The sequence below is a fragment of the Halomonas sp. McH1-25 genome (genome assembly GCF_022348165.1).
Classification (GTDB): Bacteria; Pseudomonadota; Gammaproteobacteria; order Pseudomonadales; family Halomonadaceae; genus Modicisalibacter.
Map to the genome: position 1 here is coordinate 20,508 of NZ_JAKRFI010000001.1, position 17,586 is coordinate 38,093.

Genomic DNA, 17,586 nt, shown 5'->3' on the forward strand with positions numbered 1-17,586 from the left:
GGAATGCAGCCGCAGCCGGCGTATTTGCTTCATAGACGTCCGTACCGCGAGACCAGCGCACTGGTAGAACTGCTCACGCTCGGCCACGGCCGGGTGCGCGCAGTCGCTCAGGGTGTACAGCGCGCAGGCAGCAAGAGTCGTTCGCGCCTGCAACCGTTCGCCCCCCTGCACGTCACTTGGATCGGTAACGGCGATCTCAAGCGCCTGCGTCTCATGGAGTCGCGAGGCGCGTCGGCGCTGCTGGCTGGCGAGGGGCTACTGTGCGGCCTGTACGCCAATGAGCTGCTGAGCCGCGTGTTGCCGGTGGAATTTTCCGTTCCCGAGGTGTTCGCCTTTTATACATCGCTGCTGGAGGCGCTGCCCGCGCCGGAGCGTCGTGCGCCTGGCTTGCGGCGGCTCGAGCTCGCGGTGCTGGAGGCGCTGGATGCGGACCCTGTGTTTCGCGATATCGAGGATCGTGAGCTGGATCCCCAGGGACGCTATGTCTATCGTGCCGGCTATCGCCGCTTCGAGACGGCGCCTGACGGGCAGGGCGGTGTCGATGGCCGCAGCCTTCGTCTGTTGGCGCAGGGCGATTGGACACAACCCGGATTGGCGGGGGTCGCCAAGGCGTTGACCCGCGCGGCATTGTCGCCTTTGCTGGGGGACAAGCCGCTGCGCTCGCGTGAATTGATGTACCGCTTGGCAGCGCGTCGCCGTCCTTCCTGACATTCTTTCGTTTGCATGGAGTTGCTATGAACCCGCCGCGTATCCTGCTGGGCGTCAACATCGATCATATCGCTACCCTGCGGCAAGCCAGGGGAACCCGCTATCCCGATCCGGTTCAGGCCGCCTTGCTGGCCGAAGAGGCCGGCGCGGATGGCATCACGGTGCATCTTCGCGAAGACCGCCGACATATCCAGGATCGCGATATTCGGATCCTTGCCGATGTGTTGAACACCCGCATGAATCTGGAGATGGCGGTCACCGATGAGATGATCGCATTGGCTGAACGGATCCGGCCGGCCCATGTATGCCTGGTGCCGGAAAAGCGCGAGGAGCTCACGACCGAGGGCGGACTCGACGTAATCGCTGGCCGTGAGCGGATTGCCGATGCCTGCCGGAGACTGGCGTCAGCCGGCTGCGACGTCTCGTTGTTCATCGATCCCGACCCCGACCAGATCCGGGCGGCGCTCGACGTGGGCGCGCCAACGATCGAACTGCATACCGGGGCCTATGCGGAGGCTGTCGGTGATGCGATGCGCATCGAGTACGAACGCATTGCCGCCGCGGCGGAACTTGCCAATGAGCTTGGTCTGACCGTCAATGCCGGCCATGGCCTGCATTATCACAACGTTGAGGCCATCGCGGCGATTCCCGGTGTGAACGAACTGAATATCGGTCATGCCATCATTGCGCGTGCCTTGTTCGTCGGTTTGAAAGAGGCCGTCGCCGAGATGAAGCGGCTGGTGATTGCAGGACAGGAAGCCGGCTTCGTGGCTGCTCTGGAGAGCCACGACCATGACCATGACCATGGCCATGAAGAGGGCAGTGACTGCTGTCATTGACGCGGCTCAGCGAGCCTGCGACGCCTGCCATTCACGCAGGCGTTGCATGGCCTCGAAAACGGCATCGAGCATGTCATCGATGGCCGTTATGCCCTGCGTGCGCAGACGTGTTTCCAGGGATTCACAGAGCAGGGCCAGTTGCGGCACACCGCAGTAACGGCAAGCGCCGTTCAAATAATGCACGGCGTCGAGCAACGCTTCCGAATCGCCTTGGGAGTACGCCTGGCGTAATGTCTTCTCGTTGTCGTCCAGACTGTCGAGTAGCATTTTCAGGGTGTCTTCGGCCAGCTCAGGGTTGCCTCCGGCCATGGCGCGTCCCAATTCCATATCCACGACCGGCAGTTCGTCTTCCGTGTGATGCCGCTCATGTTTCGTGCGCAGTTTCAGTTTGATGTCCAGGTAGGTTTCCAGCACCTTGGCGAGCGAGCGCTCTTGCAGCGGCTTGGTCAGCACTTCGTGCATGCCGGCCTCAAGCAGCTTGCGGGTTTCATCCTCCAGCGCATGGGCCGTCAGCGCAATATACGGGCAACTCGCCCAACTGCCTCCCAGACGGCGCAGGGACTGCATGGCCTCGACGCCATTCATGCCGGGCATGCGAATATCCATAAGTACGAGCCCGACGGAATGTTCATGGGCGAGGGCGAGCGCTTCCTCGCCGCTGGCGGCGAGAAGGCATTCGAGGCCCGCCTGATCGAGAAGCTCCTTGATGAGCAGGCGGTTGGAGAGGATGTCGTCAACCACCATGACGCGATGCTGTCGCAAGCCGGGCTTGGCGCCGTTGGGAAGGTTATCTTCCTGGCCCCGGGCGTCGCTCTGGCCGAGCAGTCGCCGTACGCTATCCGCCAATTTTCCACGCCCGAACGGCTTGGGCAATATATCGCTCCGCGGCGGCAGGCGAAGTTCGGTTACGTCATAGGGATTGGTATTGACCAAGGCCAGGACAGGACAGGCCAGGCCAGACAGACACTCGTTCCAACTCTGCAAGGCGTGTTCCTGAAGTTCGTGCCGCTGTAGCCCCACGATCATCAGGTCGAAGCGGGCCGGCTCCAGGGCATGATTGCCGCCAATGACATGAACGCTGGCGCCCCAGCGTTCGAAGAGATGGCACAAGGCTCGGCGCGTCGCGTCGTGCGGCTCGTAAATGGCGACTTGCGGACCATCCAACTGCACTTCGGGCGGTCGTTCCGTTTGGTGTACGTCAGTCAGCCGAAGGGGCAGCGTGAAGCGAAATTCGCTGCCCTGACCGGGGCGGCTGGAGACGGCGATTTGGCCCCCCATCTGTTCGATCAACTGTTTGCAGATCATCAGGCCCAGCCCCGATCCACCATGGTGGCGCGTACGTGCCGTGGAAACCTGACTGAAAGGCTGAAAGAGGCGCTGCTGGAGCTCGGCGGAAAGCCCTATGCCGGTATCGTTGACCTTGACGCCGAGCACCGGGTCGCCATTGTCCGATTCCTCGACCAGCACTCTCACGATGACTTCACCCGTTTCGGTGAATTTCACGGCGTTGTGCACCAGGTTGGTCAGCACCTGCTTGATACGCAGGGGGTCGCCTATCAGCTCGGCAGGTACATCGTCATACACCAGGCCCAGGAGCTGCAGGTCCTTCTGTTGTGACGTTGGTGCCTGGAGCGTCAGTACTTCGTCGACCATCGCGACCATGTCGATAGGTACGGATTCGAGTTCCAGCTTGCCGGCTTCGATCTTGGAGAAGTCGAGGATATCGTTGATGAGCGAAAGCAAACTGTCCGAGGCCGTTGCCACGTGGCCGAGCCACTCGCGCTGGCGAGCATCGAGACGGCTGCGCCCTAGCAGACGGCAGAAACCGATGATGCCGTTCAGCGGTGTGCGTATTTCATGGCTCATGTTGGCGAGGAATTCCGACTTGATGCGGTTGGCCTGTTGCGCGCGACGGCGGGCCATGTCGAGTTCGATGTTCTGGATTTCGATGGTTTCCATCGACTCCTGCAGGTCCGCGGTGGTCTGCTCGATCTGTTGGCGCATGTTGTTGCGGCTATCGAGGAGATGTTGGCCTATGGCATTGATGGCCTGGGTCAGGGGAATCAATTCCTGGGGCCCGCGCGTGGGGAGCCGATACTCGTAGTCGCCGGTGCTGAGTCTGGCCAGTGCATCGCGCTGCGCGGATAGCACCGGAAAGAAGCGGCGGTGAATGACGTAGGCCAGCGCCAGCAACAGCAGGGCCATGCCAATCCAGACCAGGGCATGGTTGGCCAACTGGCGATAGGTCATGAGTTCCATCTCGTTACCGTTGATGGCCAGGTCCACCCAATACTGATTGCTGCGCGTGGCCCGTGAGTCGCCTTGCGGTGTGACCACCGGCAGCGGCTCGATGAAGCGCCAGCTTTGCTCGCCTTTGACCAGTGTCGTTTGGTTGGGTAGGGGCAGCGCCGGGACCGACTGGGTGGTGCCCATGCGCAGCAAGGAGTCTCCGGATCGCTGTCGGAGCGTCACGGACTGAACGCCGCGAAGGTCCAGAAGACGTTGCGTAAGCTCTTCGAGAGAAGCCATGTCGCCTGTATTGAGCGCTCCGGCCATGGACGGCGAGAGAAGGTCGATGGCTTCTTCCAGGCGCACCTGGAGCATGGCAGAGCGCTGTTGGCTGTCCTGAGCCAGCAGATAACCGGTATATAACAGGGTCAACAGCAAGGGGATGCCTAGCGAGAGCGCAAACAGCCGGGTCTTCAAGGCCATGAAATATCCAGCGGACGATGATCAGGGTAACAGTATGCCACAGAGTTCAAGCCCGCCTGTCCAGTGCGGGGTAGCATGGATATAATGTCGGCAACGAATTTTTCGCCCAGTTGCCGATTGTTCGAAAAGGCTCGGATCTCTCGGCTAGCAAGGATAAGCCAATGCAGTTTCCTACACTCGAGGATGTCGTCGGCAATACGCCGCTGGTGCGCCTGCAGCGTATCGGTGCCGGACGCAACAATACCCTACTGGCCAAGCTCGAGGGCAACAATCCGGCCGGCTCGGTCAAGGATCGGCCGGCGTTGTCGATGATTGCCCAGGCCGAGGCGCGCGGGGAAATTGCACCGGGCGATACGCTGATCGAGGCAACGTCGGGCAATACCGGAATTGCGCTGGCGATGGCGGCAGCCATCAAGGGTTATCGAATGGTGTTGATCATGCCCGATAACGCCTCGAGCGAACGCAAGCAGGCCATGGCGGCCTATGGTGCCGAGCTGATCACCGTGACCAAGCAGCAGGGCATGGAGGGGGCGCGTGACCTGGCTCAGTCGATGATCGACCGGGGCGAGGGCAAGCCGCTCAATCAGTTCGCCAACCCGGACAATCCCGAGGCCCATTATCGCACTACGGGGCCCGAAGTGTGGCAGCAGACCCAGGGCACCATCACCCATTTTGTCAGTTCGATGGGCACTACCGGCACGATCATGGGAGTGTCGCGCTATCTCAAGGAGCGTAACCCGGAGATTCAGATCGTCGGTCTGCAACCCGAGGATGGGGCCAGCATCGCCGGTATTCGCCGCTGGCCCGAGGAGTATCTGCCGAGCATTTTCGACGCCAGCCGGGTCGATAGCGTGCTGGATATCGGCCAGCACGAGGCCGAAGAGAACATGCGTCGCCTGGCCAGGGAGGAAGGCATCCTGGCCGGTGTCTCTTCCGGCGGCGCCCTGGCCGGCGCATTGCGGATCGCCGAACGGGTCGAGAATGCCGTGATCGTGTTCATCGTATGCGATCGCGGCGACCGTTACCTGTCCACCGGCCTCTTTGCGCCGGGTCTCTGAACCATGGCCATGTTGGGAAAGCGACGCTCGGTTACGGCAAAGAAGACGGCGTCGCAACGTCATTCCGGCCCCGACACTCCTCCGGCCAATGGTCGGGCAGGCGTCGAGGTGACTCGTCTGGCTCACGATGGTAGGGGGGTCGCACGTAATGCCGAGGGCAAGACGCTGTTCATCGACCGTGCGCTACCGGGTGAGCGGGTGGATATCGCCGTCCACCGCAACCGCAAGCGCTACGAAGAAGCCCATGTCCGGGAATGGTTGGTCACGTCACGCGAGCGGGTCGAGCCCGTCTGCCCGCATTACGAGCGTTGTGGGGGCTGTGACCTGCAGCACCTGTCGCTGAGTGCGCAGCGACGCCACAAGCGCAGCGTGCTCGTCGACCAGCTGGCGCGCCAGGGGCTATCGTTGCCCGGCGAGCCCATCGTGCTCGCGGGCGAGGGCGTGGGCTATCGTCGCCGGGCCCGCCTTGGCGGCAAGGTCGACTCACAGGGGCGTGTGCACCTCGGCTTTCGCGAACGGAACAGCCGCCATCTCATCGACATCGATTCCTGTCCGGTCCTGTTACCCGCCCTGGAGACGCTACTGCCTTCGCTTCGCGAATGCCTGGAACGTCTCCGGTCGCCACGCCTGGTTGGCCATGTGGAGCTGGTGGCCGGCAGTGAACAGGCGGTGGTAGTCATCCGTCAGTTGCGAGACGATACGCTGGACTGGCAACGATGGCAGACATGGGCCAGCGCGCACGACGTTGCCTTGGCCCGTCTGATAGGTCGCGACGCCCCCCGGCTCGAGTGGTTCGGCACAGCGCCGGACTTGGGCTATACCCTCAAAAGCGGTGATCGCCACCTGCGACTGTCCTTCTTGCCAGGCGATTTTCTGCAGGTCAACGCCGAGATCAACCAGCAGATGGTGTCGCTGGCGCTCGACTGGTCGCAGCCGGCCGTGACCGACCGGGTACTCGACCTGTTCGCCGGGGTGGGGAACTTTACGCTGGCACTGGCGCCTCATGTGGCGGAGGTCATCGGCATTGAGGGCAGTCCGGATATGGTGACGCGCCTGCAGGACAACGCGCGGGGCAACGGTTTGCACAATGTCGAAGCCAGGCAGGCCGATCTGGGGCAGGCACCGGCACTCGAACCGCTGCCCGATCTGGTGGTGCTGGATCCGCCGCGCGATGGCGCCGAGGCGGTTTGCCGGGGCCTGGCCCGATCCAAGGTGTCGCGCATTCTCTATGTGTCCTGCGATCCGGCAACGCTGGCCCGCGATGCGGCACATCTTGTGCATGCCGGATATCGCATCACGCGTGCCGCCGTCGCCGATATGTTCGTTCAGACGGCGCATCTTGAATCCATGCTGCTGTTCGAGCGTGGGTAGGGTTCGTGACGTTCCTGTCAGTATGGTCGGGAACAGGAGGGGTCCAATAACATGGTCAAGGTTCGTGAAGACCAGCCACTGACCGCTACGGGCAGTGTCGATATCGGGGTTTGGCTTGAGCGGTTGCAAGACGATGTCGCGCTACGTGATGTCGGCGAGATGCGGGCCGCGTGCGAGCTCGCCGAACGCTTGGCGAACGAGGCGGATAAACCCCACAAGGCCTGGCTCGAAGACGGCTCCAGTTTTCGAACCGGGCTGGAAATGGCCGATATCCTCAGCGAACTGAAGCTGGACCAGGAGGCACTGGAAGCCGCTGTCCTGTATCGGGCCGTGCGTGAGGGGCGGGTCACTCTCGAGGCGATACAAAAGCGTTTCGGCGCGAGCGTGTCCCGGCTCATCGAAGGCGTGCTCAACATGGCGGCCATCAGCCAGCAGCAGGCACCGAGCCATGGCATGACGCAGCATAACCAGCAGGACAACCTGCGCAAGATGCTGGTCACCATGATCGACGATGTGCGGGTCGCACTGATCAAGATCGCCGAACGTACCTGCGCCCTGCGCCAGGTGCGTGAGGCGCCTCGCGACAAGCGCCTGCGTGTGGCTCGCGAAGTGTTCGATATCTATGCGCCGCTGGCGCACCGTCTCGGCATCGGCCAGTTGAAATGGGAGTTGGAGGATCTTTCCTTCCGCTACCTGCACGAGGACGACTACAAGTCGATTGCCAAGCTGCTGGCCGAGAAGCGCCTGGATCGCGACCACTACATTCAGGATGTCGTTTCCCGCCTGGAAGAACTGCTCGAAGAGCACGGCATTGCGCGCTATCAGGTCGATGGCCGGGCCAAGCACATCTATTCCATCTGGCGCAAGATGAAGCGCAAGCGCATCGACTTTTCGCAGGTCTACGATGTACGTGCCGTGCGCATCCTCGTCCCCGAAGTCACCGATTGCTATACCGCACTGGGCATCGTGCACTCGCAGTGGCGTCACGTGCCCAACGAGTTCGACGATTATATCGCCAACCCCAAGAAGAACGGCTATCAGTCGCTGCATACGGCACTGATCGGCCCCGAGAACAAGGTGTTGGAGATCCAGATACGCACCTTCGCCATGCACGAAGAGGCGGAGTTGGGCGTCTGCGCTCATTGGCGCTACAAGGGCCACGATATCAATGCCAAGAGCCGGGGCTACGAGGAGAAGATCGCCTGGCTGCGCCAGGTCCTCGAATGGCAGGACGAAGTGGGCGACCTGGGCGATCTCAAAGAAGGGCTGTCCAGCGATGTAGCGCCGGATCGCATCTATGTGTTTACGCCCGATGGCCACGTCATCGACCTGCCGCGAATCGCGACGCCCATCGATTTCGCTTACCGGGTACACACCGAGATCGGCCACCGCTGCCGTGGCGCCAAGATCAACGGCCGTATCGTGCCATTGACCTACAAGCTCAAGACCGGTCAACAGGTCGAGATTCTGGCTGCAACCAAGGGGGGCCCCAGTCGCGACTGGCTCAATCCCTCGTTGGGTTTCGTCAAGACCTCGCGTGCGCGGTCCAAGATCCAGGCTTGGTTCAAGCACCAGGCGCGGGATCAGAATCTCGAGGAAGGGCGGGCCCTGTTCGAGAAGGAATTTCGTCGCCTGGACCTCGAGGGCTTCGACCTCGACACACTGGCCAAGTCGGTCAACTATCAATCGCCCGACGACATGTACGCCGCCATCGGGGCGGGCGATCTGCGTATCGGACAAGTGCTTCATCAGGCCCAGCAGTTGTTCGGCGACACCGAGGACGAGGACCAGCTCGATCGCCTGCTGACCAAGCCCAAACGCAGCGGCAAGGTCAAGGACGACGGCATCACCGTGCTTGGCGTGGGTAACCTCAAGACCGCGATGGCCAACTGCTGCCATCCGGTACCCGGCGATCAGATCGTCGGCTACATTACCCAAGGACGAGGCGTCACCGTCCATCGTCAGGATTGTCCCAACATTCTGCAGCTGCGTGCCGAGGAGCCGCGGCGTATCGTCGATGTGGAATGGGGAAGCCAGGCACGCGCTCACTACCCGGTCGACATCGAGATCGAGGCGTGGGATCGCTCGGGCCTGCTGCGCGATGTCACCAGTGTGCTCAGCCATGAGCGTGTCAACGTGCTGGCCGTCAACACGGCGACCAACGCGACCGATAACGTTGCCCGTTTGAAGATCACCCTCGAGGTCGATGGTCTGGAGTCGCTGGGGCGTATCTTTTCGCGCATCCAGCAATTGCCCAACATCATCGACGTCAAGCGCCTGCGCAGTGGCGTCAGGAAAAAGGCCGCTTCATGATCGACTCACGCCACTCTCTACCGGACCTGCTGACGCTCATGGCCGTGCTTCGCGACCCCGAGCAGGGCTGCCCATGGGACATCAAGCAGGATTGGGATTCCATCGTTCCGCATACCCTCGAAGAAGCCTACGAGGTGGCGGATGCCATCGAGCGGCGGGCCTACGATGAGCTGCCCGGTGAACTGGGCGACCTGTTGTTTCAGGTGGTCTATTACAGTCAGTTCGCCAAGGAGGAAGGGCGCTTCGACTTTCATGACGTGGTCGATACCCTAACCGCCAAGATGATTGCGCGTCACCCCCACGTGTTTCCCGATGGCACGCTGGCATCGCGGCGCCAAGGCGTCGATGCCGCAAAGGTCGAGACCGCCCAGGTAAACTCCCGGTGGGAAGCGCTCAAGGCTCAGGAGCGTCAGACGCGACAGGCGGATTCGGCGCTCGACGACGTGCCGCGGGCCCTGCCGGCGCTGTCGCGTGCCGCCAAGCTGACCAAGCGAGCGTCGAGGGTCGGCTTCGACTGGCCGGATACGCGTGGCGTCCTGGACAAGATTCGCGAGGAACTCGACGAAGTCGAAGAGGCGCTGGCGGCGGGCGACGACGCCCATGCCCGCGAGGAAGTCGGCGATCTGCTGTTTGCCGTCGTCAATCTGGCGCGACGGCTCAAGGCCGATCCCGAGCAGGCCCTGCGCGCTACCAACGCCAAGTTCGAGCGCCGTTTCCGGTATGTGGAACAGGCCCTGGCCCGCTCGGGACACATGCCTGTCGATGCCAGCCTGGAAGAGATGGATGCCCACTGGAACGACGCCAAGCGCCTGGAGAAGCATTCGGAACAACGTTGATCGCGCCTGTATTCGGGAGCATGCCGGCCCGTGAAGGAGCGTAACAGCCCAAGGAGAGCTGCATGAGTGATGACCTGCATGAATCGCTACGCGACAATGTCCGCGTTCTGGGCGACAGTCTGGGACACACCATCGCCGACGATCTGGGCGATGCCTTCGTCGACAAGATCGAGACCATTCGCGCCTATGCCAAACGCGGCAGGCAGGGCGATGCACAAGCCCAGCGCGAGCTGATCGATTACCTGCGCGGCTTGCCCGATCAGGATCTGCTGCCCGTGACGCGGGCCTTCAACCAGTTTCTCAACCTGGCCAATATCGCCGAACAGCACTACCGGGCCCGTTTTCGCCGCGTGGAGGACTACAAGCCCGGCTTTCAGCCAGCACTCGGCGAACTGCTGCAACGTATCCGCGAAGCGGGGCACAGCCCAAGACATATCGTCGAAACCCTTGCCGGCATGCGGGTCGAGCTAGTTCTCACCGCGCATCCGACCGAGGTCATTCGACGCACGCTGATTCAGAAATACGATGCCATCGATGAATGCCTGACGCTGATGGAGAGCGCGGCGGACTATCCCGAGAAGGCTACGCGAGCGCATACCCGTCTCAACGAGCTGATCGCCCAGGCCTGGCATACCGACGAAATACGCCATGAGCGCCCCACCCCGGTGGACGAAGCCAAGTGGGGCTTTGCCGTCATCGAGAATTCGCTCTGGGAAGCCGTTCCCAACTTCCACCGGGACCTGGACAACCTGCTGCTCGAAACGGCCGGTGAGCGGCTGCCTCTGGATGCCGCACCGCTGCGTTTCGCGTCCTGGATGGGGGGCGACCGGGACGGCAATCCCAATGTGACGGCCAAGGTGACGCGTGAGGTGCTCCTGCTGGGCCGATGGATGGCCGCCGATCTCTATCTGCGCGACCTGGAGCAACTCAAGGTCGAACTGTCGATGTGGAAGGCCAACAGTGCATTGAAGGCCGAGGTGGGCGACGACCCGGAGCCCTACCGGGCGCTGCTCAAGCGCTTGGTGGCACGTGTCGAGGCAACCCGGGACTGGGCGCAGGCGACCCTTGACGGTGAGAAGTACGACGGTGGTCCGATCATCGAGACCCGGGACCAGCTCTATGCGCCGCTACTGGCCTGTTATCGCTCGCTGTGCGATGCCGGCCTCGATGCGATTGCCAATGGCGTTCTACTCGACACTCTGCGGCGTATCGCCGTCTTCGGCGTCACGCTGGCCAAACTCGATATTCGTCAGGAAGCGGGGCGCCATGCCTTGCTCTTCGACGAGCTCTGCTCCTATCTAGGCTTGGGGCACTATAGCGAGTGGGACGAGGAGAAGCGACAAGCGTTTCTGCTGGCGGAGCTGGAGTCGCCACGCCCGCTGATTCCACGTCGCTGGGAGTGCTCCACCGAATCGCGCGAAGTCATCGATACCTTCCGCGTCATCGCCAACGAGCATCGTGAAGCGCTGGGGACTTACATCATCTCCATGGCGGCACAACCCTCCGATGTGTTGGCCGTGGCCCTGCTAATGAAGGAGGTTGGAGGCGACGTACGCCTGCCGATCGCACCGCTATTCGAAACCCTCAACGATCTCGATCATGCCGCTGAGGCTATCGACAAGCTGCTGTCCTTGCCCGGCTACCGGCGGCTGATCGGCGATCGCCAGGAGGTCATGATCGGCTACTCGGACTCTGCCAAGGATGCCGGCCAACTGGCTGCCGCCTGGGCGCAGTACCGCGCTCAAGAGACCCTGGTCGAGGTCTGTCGCAAACACGGCGTCGATTTTACGCTCTTCCATGGCCGAGGCGGCACCGTGGGACGTGGCGGCGGTCCGGCGCATGCCGCGATCCTTTCCCAGCCGCCGGGGTCGGTCAACGGCAGCCTGCGCGTGACCGAGCAGGGCGAGATGATCCGCTTCAAGTTCGGGCAACCGGATATCGCGCTGCGCTCGATGGAGATTTACACCAGTGCCGTTCTCGAGGCGACGCTTCTGCCGCCGCCATCCCCGCAGCCGGAATGGCGCGAGGAAATGAACCGACTGGCCGATATCGCACACAAGGCCTATGTCGGTGTGGTGCGCGAGGATCCGGATTTCGTGCCCTACTTCCGGGCCGTGACACCGGAAGAAGCGCTGGGACGTCTGCCTTTGGGATCGCGTCCGGCCAAGCGCCGCCAGGAAGGCGGTGTCGAGTCGCTGCGGGCGATCCCCTGGATCTTCGCCTGGACCCAGATTCGCCTGATGCTACCGGCCTGGCTGGGCAGTGGTGAGGCCTTCGCCACACGAATGGAGGAAGAAAACGGTCTCGAGCGGCTGCGGGAGATGCGCCAGCGCTGGCCGTTTTTCGGCACCTATCTCGACATGCTTGAAATGCTGCTGGCCAAGGCGGACATCGAGATTGCCGCCTACTATGAGCATCGCTTGGTCGATGAGCCTTCGCTGAAGGCGCTGGGGCAGCAGCTCCGGGATCGCCTGGTGCGTCTGCATGGCGTGCTGCTGGACATTCTCGATCAGCGCGAACTGCTCGAGGGTACGCCATTGATCCGACAAGCGATCGAAGTGCGCAATCCGTATATCGATCCGCTGCATGGTCTACAGGCCGAACTGCTACAGCGTAACCGCGATGCGGACGGAGCGATCAGCCCGGCGCTGTCGCGGGCGTTGATGGTGACGATGGCGGGGATAGCAGCCGGCCTGCGCAATACTGGTTAAGACGGGCTGCGCTTCAGCCAGACAGTGTTGGAAGCGGGCTCGAAAATGCTCATTTACTGCATGTAAACTGCGCTTTTCTCGCCTGCTTCCGCCTTGTCTGGCTATTGCTCGCACCCTCTTGCTGTCCAGTCTACCCCGGCGTGTTGCGGTACAGCTCGGTCAGGGTGGGTGTTGGCATGCCGTGGCGCTGTGCGGCGTCGAGCAAGGGGCCGAGGATGGCGTCGCGTTCGGTGGGGCGACCAGCGATCACGTCCTGCAGCATCGATGCACGGTTGTTGGCGGTGGCGCCAATGACACTCCACACGTGATGCGACCAGCCGGCATCCGGGGCGTCGATGCCTTCGGCGTCCATGAGTGTAGCCAGATCGTCGATGATGGCCTCGACCATGGCACGATAGGGCGGATCGCGCAGTTGGCCGTTACGAATGCGATAGCGTGCCACGAGAGGGTTGATCGCGGCATTGACGGCGAGCTTGTGCCAGAGCCGTCGACGTATGTCGCTGCAGGGTTCGGCATGCAATCCTGCCACGGTCAGGGTGACGGCAATGCATTCGGCAAGCGCCGGGTAGCGTCCGTCCAGATGACCGATGTAGGTCTGGCCATGCCCGGCATGCACGACACTGTCCATCCCTTCGGTATAAGCGCCTTCGCTGGTGGTTGCGCATAGCACCGGACCAGGCCATCGGCGCGTGACCGGCTCTTGGACCTGAAAGCCGTTCTGCCACAACACGATGGGTGTATCGTCGTCGATCCGCTGGGCAAGACGATCCAGCGCCTCGTCTACGGCATGAGTCTTGGTAGTGATATGCACCATCAGCGGACGTTGCGGAACCTGTTCGAGGGAGAGTCGCGGCACGTAGCGGATACGGCTTTCGCCCTCGGGCGTGCTCTGCATGAACGGTTGCTCACTGGCCTGACGCCCGATCACGGCCAGGGGCACGTGGCCCGCCAGTTGAACGGCCAGCAAACGCCCCAGAGCGCCGGGGCCGAGAATCAGCCAAGTGCCGTTACTCATGCCTTCTCCTTGCTCTCGCTACGCGTTCTTCGCGTGGTACGCCGCTTCGTCGAGGTGCCTTTCGCACTGCGTCGCCCGGTCTTGCGCACCTTGGATCTGGCTGACGCCTCGAAACCTTCTGCCGTGGCCAGCGCCTGACGCATGCGTCCCGCATCGGCGCAGGCAAGCAGTGCACGTAGATCGCCGAGCAGTGCATCGAGAAAGGGGGCGGCCTGATCGTTACCTTCGGCGATGGCGCGCAGACGTTGCTCCCATAGCGCGGTACGCTCGGGGCGTGTCGCCGCGTCGGGCAGTGCCGCGATCAATGCCTGCCCCGTGCGGGTGGCACGTAGCGCGCTGCCTTGGCGAACGATGAAGCCACGCTCGAGCAGGGTCTCTATGATGCCGGCACGGGTAGCTTCGGTGCCCAGGCCGTCGGTGTCGCGCAATGTCCGCTTGACCGCATTGTCTTCAACATAGCGGGCAATGTTCATCATCGCCTTGATAAGGCTAGCATCCGTGAACGGCTCGGGGGGACGCGTTTGCTTGTCCTCTACCGCTCGATCGACGACGCGTGCTGCTTCGCCCTGGCGTAACGGCGGGAGTGGGGGCGCCTCGTCGCGGGTCGTGAACAGGGGTTTCCAGCCGGGCACCAGGATTTCATGCCCTTGGGCGCGAAAGCGTTCGCCAAGCACCATGAAGTCGGCCTTGACCTCGCGGCTTTCCAAGGGAGGATAGAACTGCGCAAGGACGTTGCGCACGATCAGGCGAAAGACATTGGCTTCGGTCGCGTTCAGACGCGTGAAGTCGGGGCGTGCCCCGGTCGGCGCCAGGGCGTGGTGGGCGCCGACCTGCTTGTCGTTCCAGGCTTTGGAACGCAACGAAAAATCGGCGCCGCCAAACCAGCCGGCCAGTTGATCGTCACCGAGGCAAGCGCCTTCCAAAGTACGCCGTGCCTCACTCCAATGGCCCTGGGGAAGGTGGCGGCAATCCGAGCGTGGATAGGTAATCAAGCGATGGCGTTCATAGAGGGCCTGGCAGGCATCGAGCACGCTTTTTGCCGAAAGCTTGTAGCGTCGCGACGCATCGACCTGAAGCGCCGAGAGCGAATAGGGCAAGGGAGCGGCCTGACGTTTCTTCTGGGTATCGAGGGCCGACACGTTGCCTTGGGCACCTGGCAAACGCGCCGCCAGAGTCTCGGCGGGTTCGCGCTTTAGCAGACGGCCCTGGTCGTCCAGGGCGTGACTGTCGTCGGGCTGCCACCAGGCCCGGAGCGTTCCGTGCTCGACCTGAAAATCGGCCCAGAGTACATAGAACGGTCGTGGAACAAAGTCGGCGATCTCGCGGTCGCGCCTGGCTACCAGGCCCAGCACGGGCGTCTGCACGCGGCCCACCGAGAGTACCCCGTCATGGCCTGCCTGACGTCCTGTCAGGGTCCAGGCACGTGACAGGTTGATGCCATACAGCCAGTCGGCGCGGGAGCGCGCTTCGGCAGCGTAATACAGCGCTTGATAGGCGCGGTTGTCTTCCATCCGCTCCAGGGCCCGTACCACGGCGGGCCGGTTGAGATCGCTGATCAACAGGCGATCGACCGGGCCACGCCAGCCGAGGTAGTCGATGACCTCCTGCACCAGCAATTGTCCCTCGCGGTCGGGATCGCCGGCATGAACGACACTGTCGGCCTGCTTGATCAATGCGCGCAACACCTTGAGTTGGCCGCGGGCGTTGTGACGGGGAATCAGCTTCCATTGTTGGGGAACGATCGGCAGGTGATCGAGGCGCCATTGCTTGTAACGCGGATCGTAGGCATCCGGGGCTGCCTGTTCGAGCAGATGACCCAGGCACCAGCTGACTTGCGTTTGCCCAACGCGCAGCGAGCCTTCCTCGCGTGAGACGTGGCCCGGCAAGGCATCGGCGATGGCGCGGGCGAGGCTGGGTTTCTCGGCAATGATCAGGCGCATGACACACTCATCTTCAGGCGGTCTGTATATTCTTACAGTCTTTGACGATGTTGCCAATCAACGCAGGGCACGCCGTGCCCTGACCAGGGCACGGTACCAGTCGCGCTGGGGCGCATTGACCACCGGCGGACGCTGACTCAGGTAACTGACGGGGTGTGCCGGACTGCGCGATTGCTGGGAAAGGTAGTTGGAGAGCATGTTGAGGGTTGCCTCGCGCGCGCCGTATTGGCTGACGAGAAAGTCCTTGGCGGCCGGGTCGAGGTCGACGCGGTAGTGCCTGACCAGAGCCAGGGCCAAGGACTCGGCAGGACGTGAGAGATCGACGTCGATCTCCTTGACCATGGCCGCCCCCAGGGCGGCCTTGGCGGCGGCGGAAAGGTTCAGCTCCAACTGGCCGAAATCGGCGGCATTGGTGCTGTTGATGGCGCGCTGCACCTCGGGCCGGGAAAGCTGGATGTGCGGCTCCAGCGCCAGGGCGATCTCGATCGCCAGACGCTTGGCCGCATCGATGCCCATCGTCAGCAGGCGCTCGTGTTCGATTCTCGAGCCATTGCGCAGATGGTTGACCTCGCCGCTCACCTCGCCCAGATACCTGGCCAGGTGCTTGCAGACTTCGGCCTTGGCGGCATCGTTGAGGGCGATGACGTGTTCGCGAATGCGCAGCCCGCGACGTCCCGGACCCAGGCGCAGGCGCGTCTTGCGATCGTCCAGACCGGCGGTCACGTTTTCCCAGCGCTGAGCCGCCTTGAGTACCTGGACATGATCGCGTCCGACCTGGGCATAGGCGTTGTAAGCCGTGCGGTACAGGCGAATGGCAGTGGCCAGTTGGTCGGCCTTGTAGCGTAGTTGGCTCTTGCGCTCGGTCTGGCCGCTGGCCACTGCGTGGGCCAGATGCTGGGTCTGCTCGGTCAATGCATCGAGTGCCTGAACGGCGCGCTGCTCGAGGACTTCGGCGCGCAGGCCCGTAGCGGCATCCTCGATCAGCGTGCCGGACTGTTCGGCGAGATAGGCGGTCAACGCCTTCAGGCGGGAAAGACCGGTCGCCTGGGCGATGCGATAACGGGCACGCGACTTCTCGAGTGCATCCAGCGCCTGGGCCAGGCGCCAGCGGCCGCGATACTCGAAGGTCAGCATGGGGATGCGGCGACCGCTGATCAGCTCGAACGCCAACACGATCATCTCTTCGACATCCTGCAGCGTCATCAGCAGCTCGTCGTCCTGCTCGATGGCGGCGAGAACGCGTTCGATGAAGTTGTCGTCGCGTGCCACGCCGTGGCGAATGTCGGGTGCATGGCCTTCGAAGCGCTGACGTAGCAGGGCCGTGGCATCCGGAGCCAGTTCGGCCAGTTCGCTAAACTGAGGCATGAGTGTGTCCTGATAAAGACTCGTCAGGTCACGGATACGCGCTTGCAGACCGATTCGGCGGTAGATCTCGATCTGGGCGATGATGCGCGCGCTGTCGCGATCGTCGAGCAACTCGATGGCCGCCAGCTCCACACCCTCGGGCGAGAGATCCTGCTTGCGCAACAGCATGGCCGCGGCCTCGCGTCGCCTGGCGTCACCCTCGAGGCTTTCGACGATCAGATTACGGGTGACTAGCAGTAGCTCGGGCAAACTGCTGATGACTCGCTCGACCTTGACTGCGGTGCGTTCCGCCTTGCGCCCGCCGGTCAGGTTATGGGCGAGATTGGCGATAATGCCCGCCGCCCCGGTGATCACCGTATAGGAAATGAAAAAAATGTAATTTTCGGCAGTGGGCGCCTTGCCATAGCCCATCAGGTAACCGCCCCAGGCCCCGAGCAAAGTGACCGGGCCCGCGGTCCAAAGGATCTGAAGCAGGCTGACGGTCCATGGCACCCTTTCGACCGCTGAGGTGATGCGACGGATTTCGTCACGCCCTTCGCGTTCGAGGCGCACCTGAGGGGTTTCGGTATGAGAACGGGCAGGGCGACGAAACGGCAGGCGCAACTGACTGATCCTTGTACTATACGAAGGCAGGAGGCCCTAACCTAGCATCGCCGGGAGACGGCTGCCAGCGCTGCAGCGTGATGAGCGCCAATCGGTCGGCATGCTAGACTAGGGC

General features: G+C 62.7%; 11 protein-coding genes. 7 read left to right on the top strand and 4 right to left on the bottom strand.

The features are described from left to right. Positions 1-3: 3 nt before the first annotated feature. Positions 4-708 carry a DNA repair protein RecO gene (gene recO / locus MHM84_RS00110; protein WP_239261181.1) on the top strand — a complete coding sequence of 235 codons (705 nt, stop codon included), beginning with the start codon at positions 4-6 and terminating at the stop codon, positions 706-708. Positions 709-734: 26 nt separating this feature from the next. Further along, positions 735-1,547, top strand: a complete 813-nt coding sequence (pdxJ, locus tag MHM84_RS00115) for a pyridoxine 5'-phosphate synthase (protein WP_239261183.1) — start codon at positions 735-737, stop codon at positions 1,545-1,547. A gap of 6 nt (positions 1,548-1,553) precedes the next feature. Here pdxJ and MHM84_RS00120 read toward each other — a convergent pair whose 3' ends face one another. Continuing rightward, positions 1,554-4,259, bottom strand: coding sequence for an ATP-binding protein (locus MHM84_RS00120; RefSeq protein ID WP_239261185.1), 2,706 nt, complete (start codon positions 4,257-4,259; stop codon positions 1,554-1,556). 161 nt (positions 4,260-4,420) lie between these two features. Between MHM84_RS00120 and cysM the strand changes: the two genes are divergently transcribed. The 5 genes from cysM to ppc all read left to right on the top strand — a co-directional run bounded on the left by cysM (position 4,421) and on the right by ppc (position 12,548). Then, entirely contained in the window at positions 4,421-5,317 is an 897-nt protein-coding gene (cysM, locus tag MHM84_RS00125) for a cysteine synthase CysM (protein WP_239261187.1), read from the top strand. Positions 5,318-5,320: 3 nt separating this feature from the next. Continuing rightward, a complete protein-coding gene (gene rlmD / locus MHM84_RS00130) occupies positions 5,321-6,688 on the top strand; it encodes a 23S rRNA (uracil(1939)-C(5))-methyltransferase RlmD (RefSeq protein ID WP_239261189.1) in 1,368 nt (455 codons plus the stop codon). A 51-nt stretch (positions 6,689-6,739) separates the two neighbouring features. Then, positions 6,740-9,001 (top strand): GTP diphosphokinase, encoded by a 2,262-nt coding sequence (relA, locus tag MHM84_RS00135; protein WP_239261190.1) that lies wholly within the window; start codon positions 6,740-6,742, stop codon positions 8,999-9,001. Next, positions 8,998-9,837, top strand: a complete 840-nt coding sequence (gene mazG, locus MHM84_RS00140; RefSeq protein ID WP_239261191.1) for a nucleoside triphosphate pyrophosphohydrolase — start codon at positions 8,998-9,000, stop codon at positions 9,835-9,837. Before relA ends, mazG begins: the two co-directional genes overlap by 4 nt. Before the next feature lie 62 nt (positions 9,838-9,899). Then, positions 9,900-12,548: a phosphoenolpyruvate carboxylase gene (gene ppc / locus MHM84_RS00145; protein WP_239261192.1), complete on the top strand. Its 2,649-nt coding sequence runs from the start codon at positions 9,900-9,902 to the stop codon at positions 12,546-12,548. Positions 12,549-12,678: 130 nt separating this feature from the next. Here the strand turns inward: ppc and MHM84_RS00150 are convergent, their stop codons facing one another. From MHM84_RS00150 to MHM84_RS00160, 3 genes are read right to left on the bottom strand one after another with little or no spacing between them, the layout of a single operon-like run. Next, a complete protein-coding gene (locus MHM84_RS00150) occupies positions 12,679-13,563 on the bottom strand; it encodes a 2-dehydropantoate 2-reductase (protein WP_239261193.1) in 885 nt (294 codons plus the stop codon). After that, entirely contained in the window at positions 13,560-15,503 is a 1,944-nt protein-coding gene (locus tag MHM84_RS00155; protein ID WP_239261194.1) for a DNA topoisomerase III, read from the bottom strand. Before MHM84_RS00155 ends, MHM84_RS00150 begins: the two co-directional genes overlap by 4 nt. A gap of 57 nt (positions 15,504-15,560) precedes the next feature. Then, positions 15,561-17,471, bottom strand: a complete 1,911-nt coding sequence (locus MHM84_RS00160) for a hypothetical protein (protein WP_239261195.1) — start codon at positions 17,469-17,471, stop codon at positions 15,561-15,563. Positions 17,472-17,586: the final 115 nt, after the last annotated feature.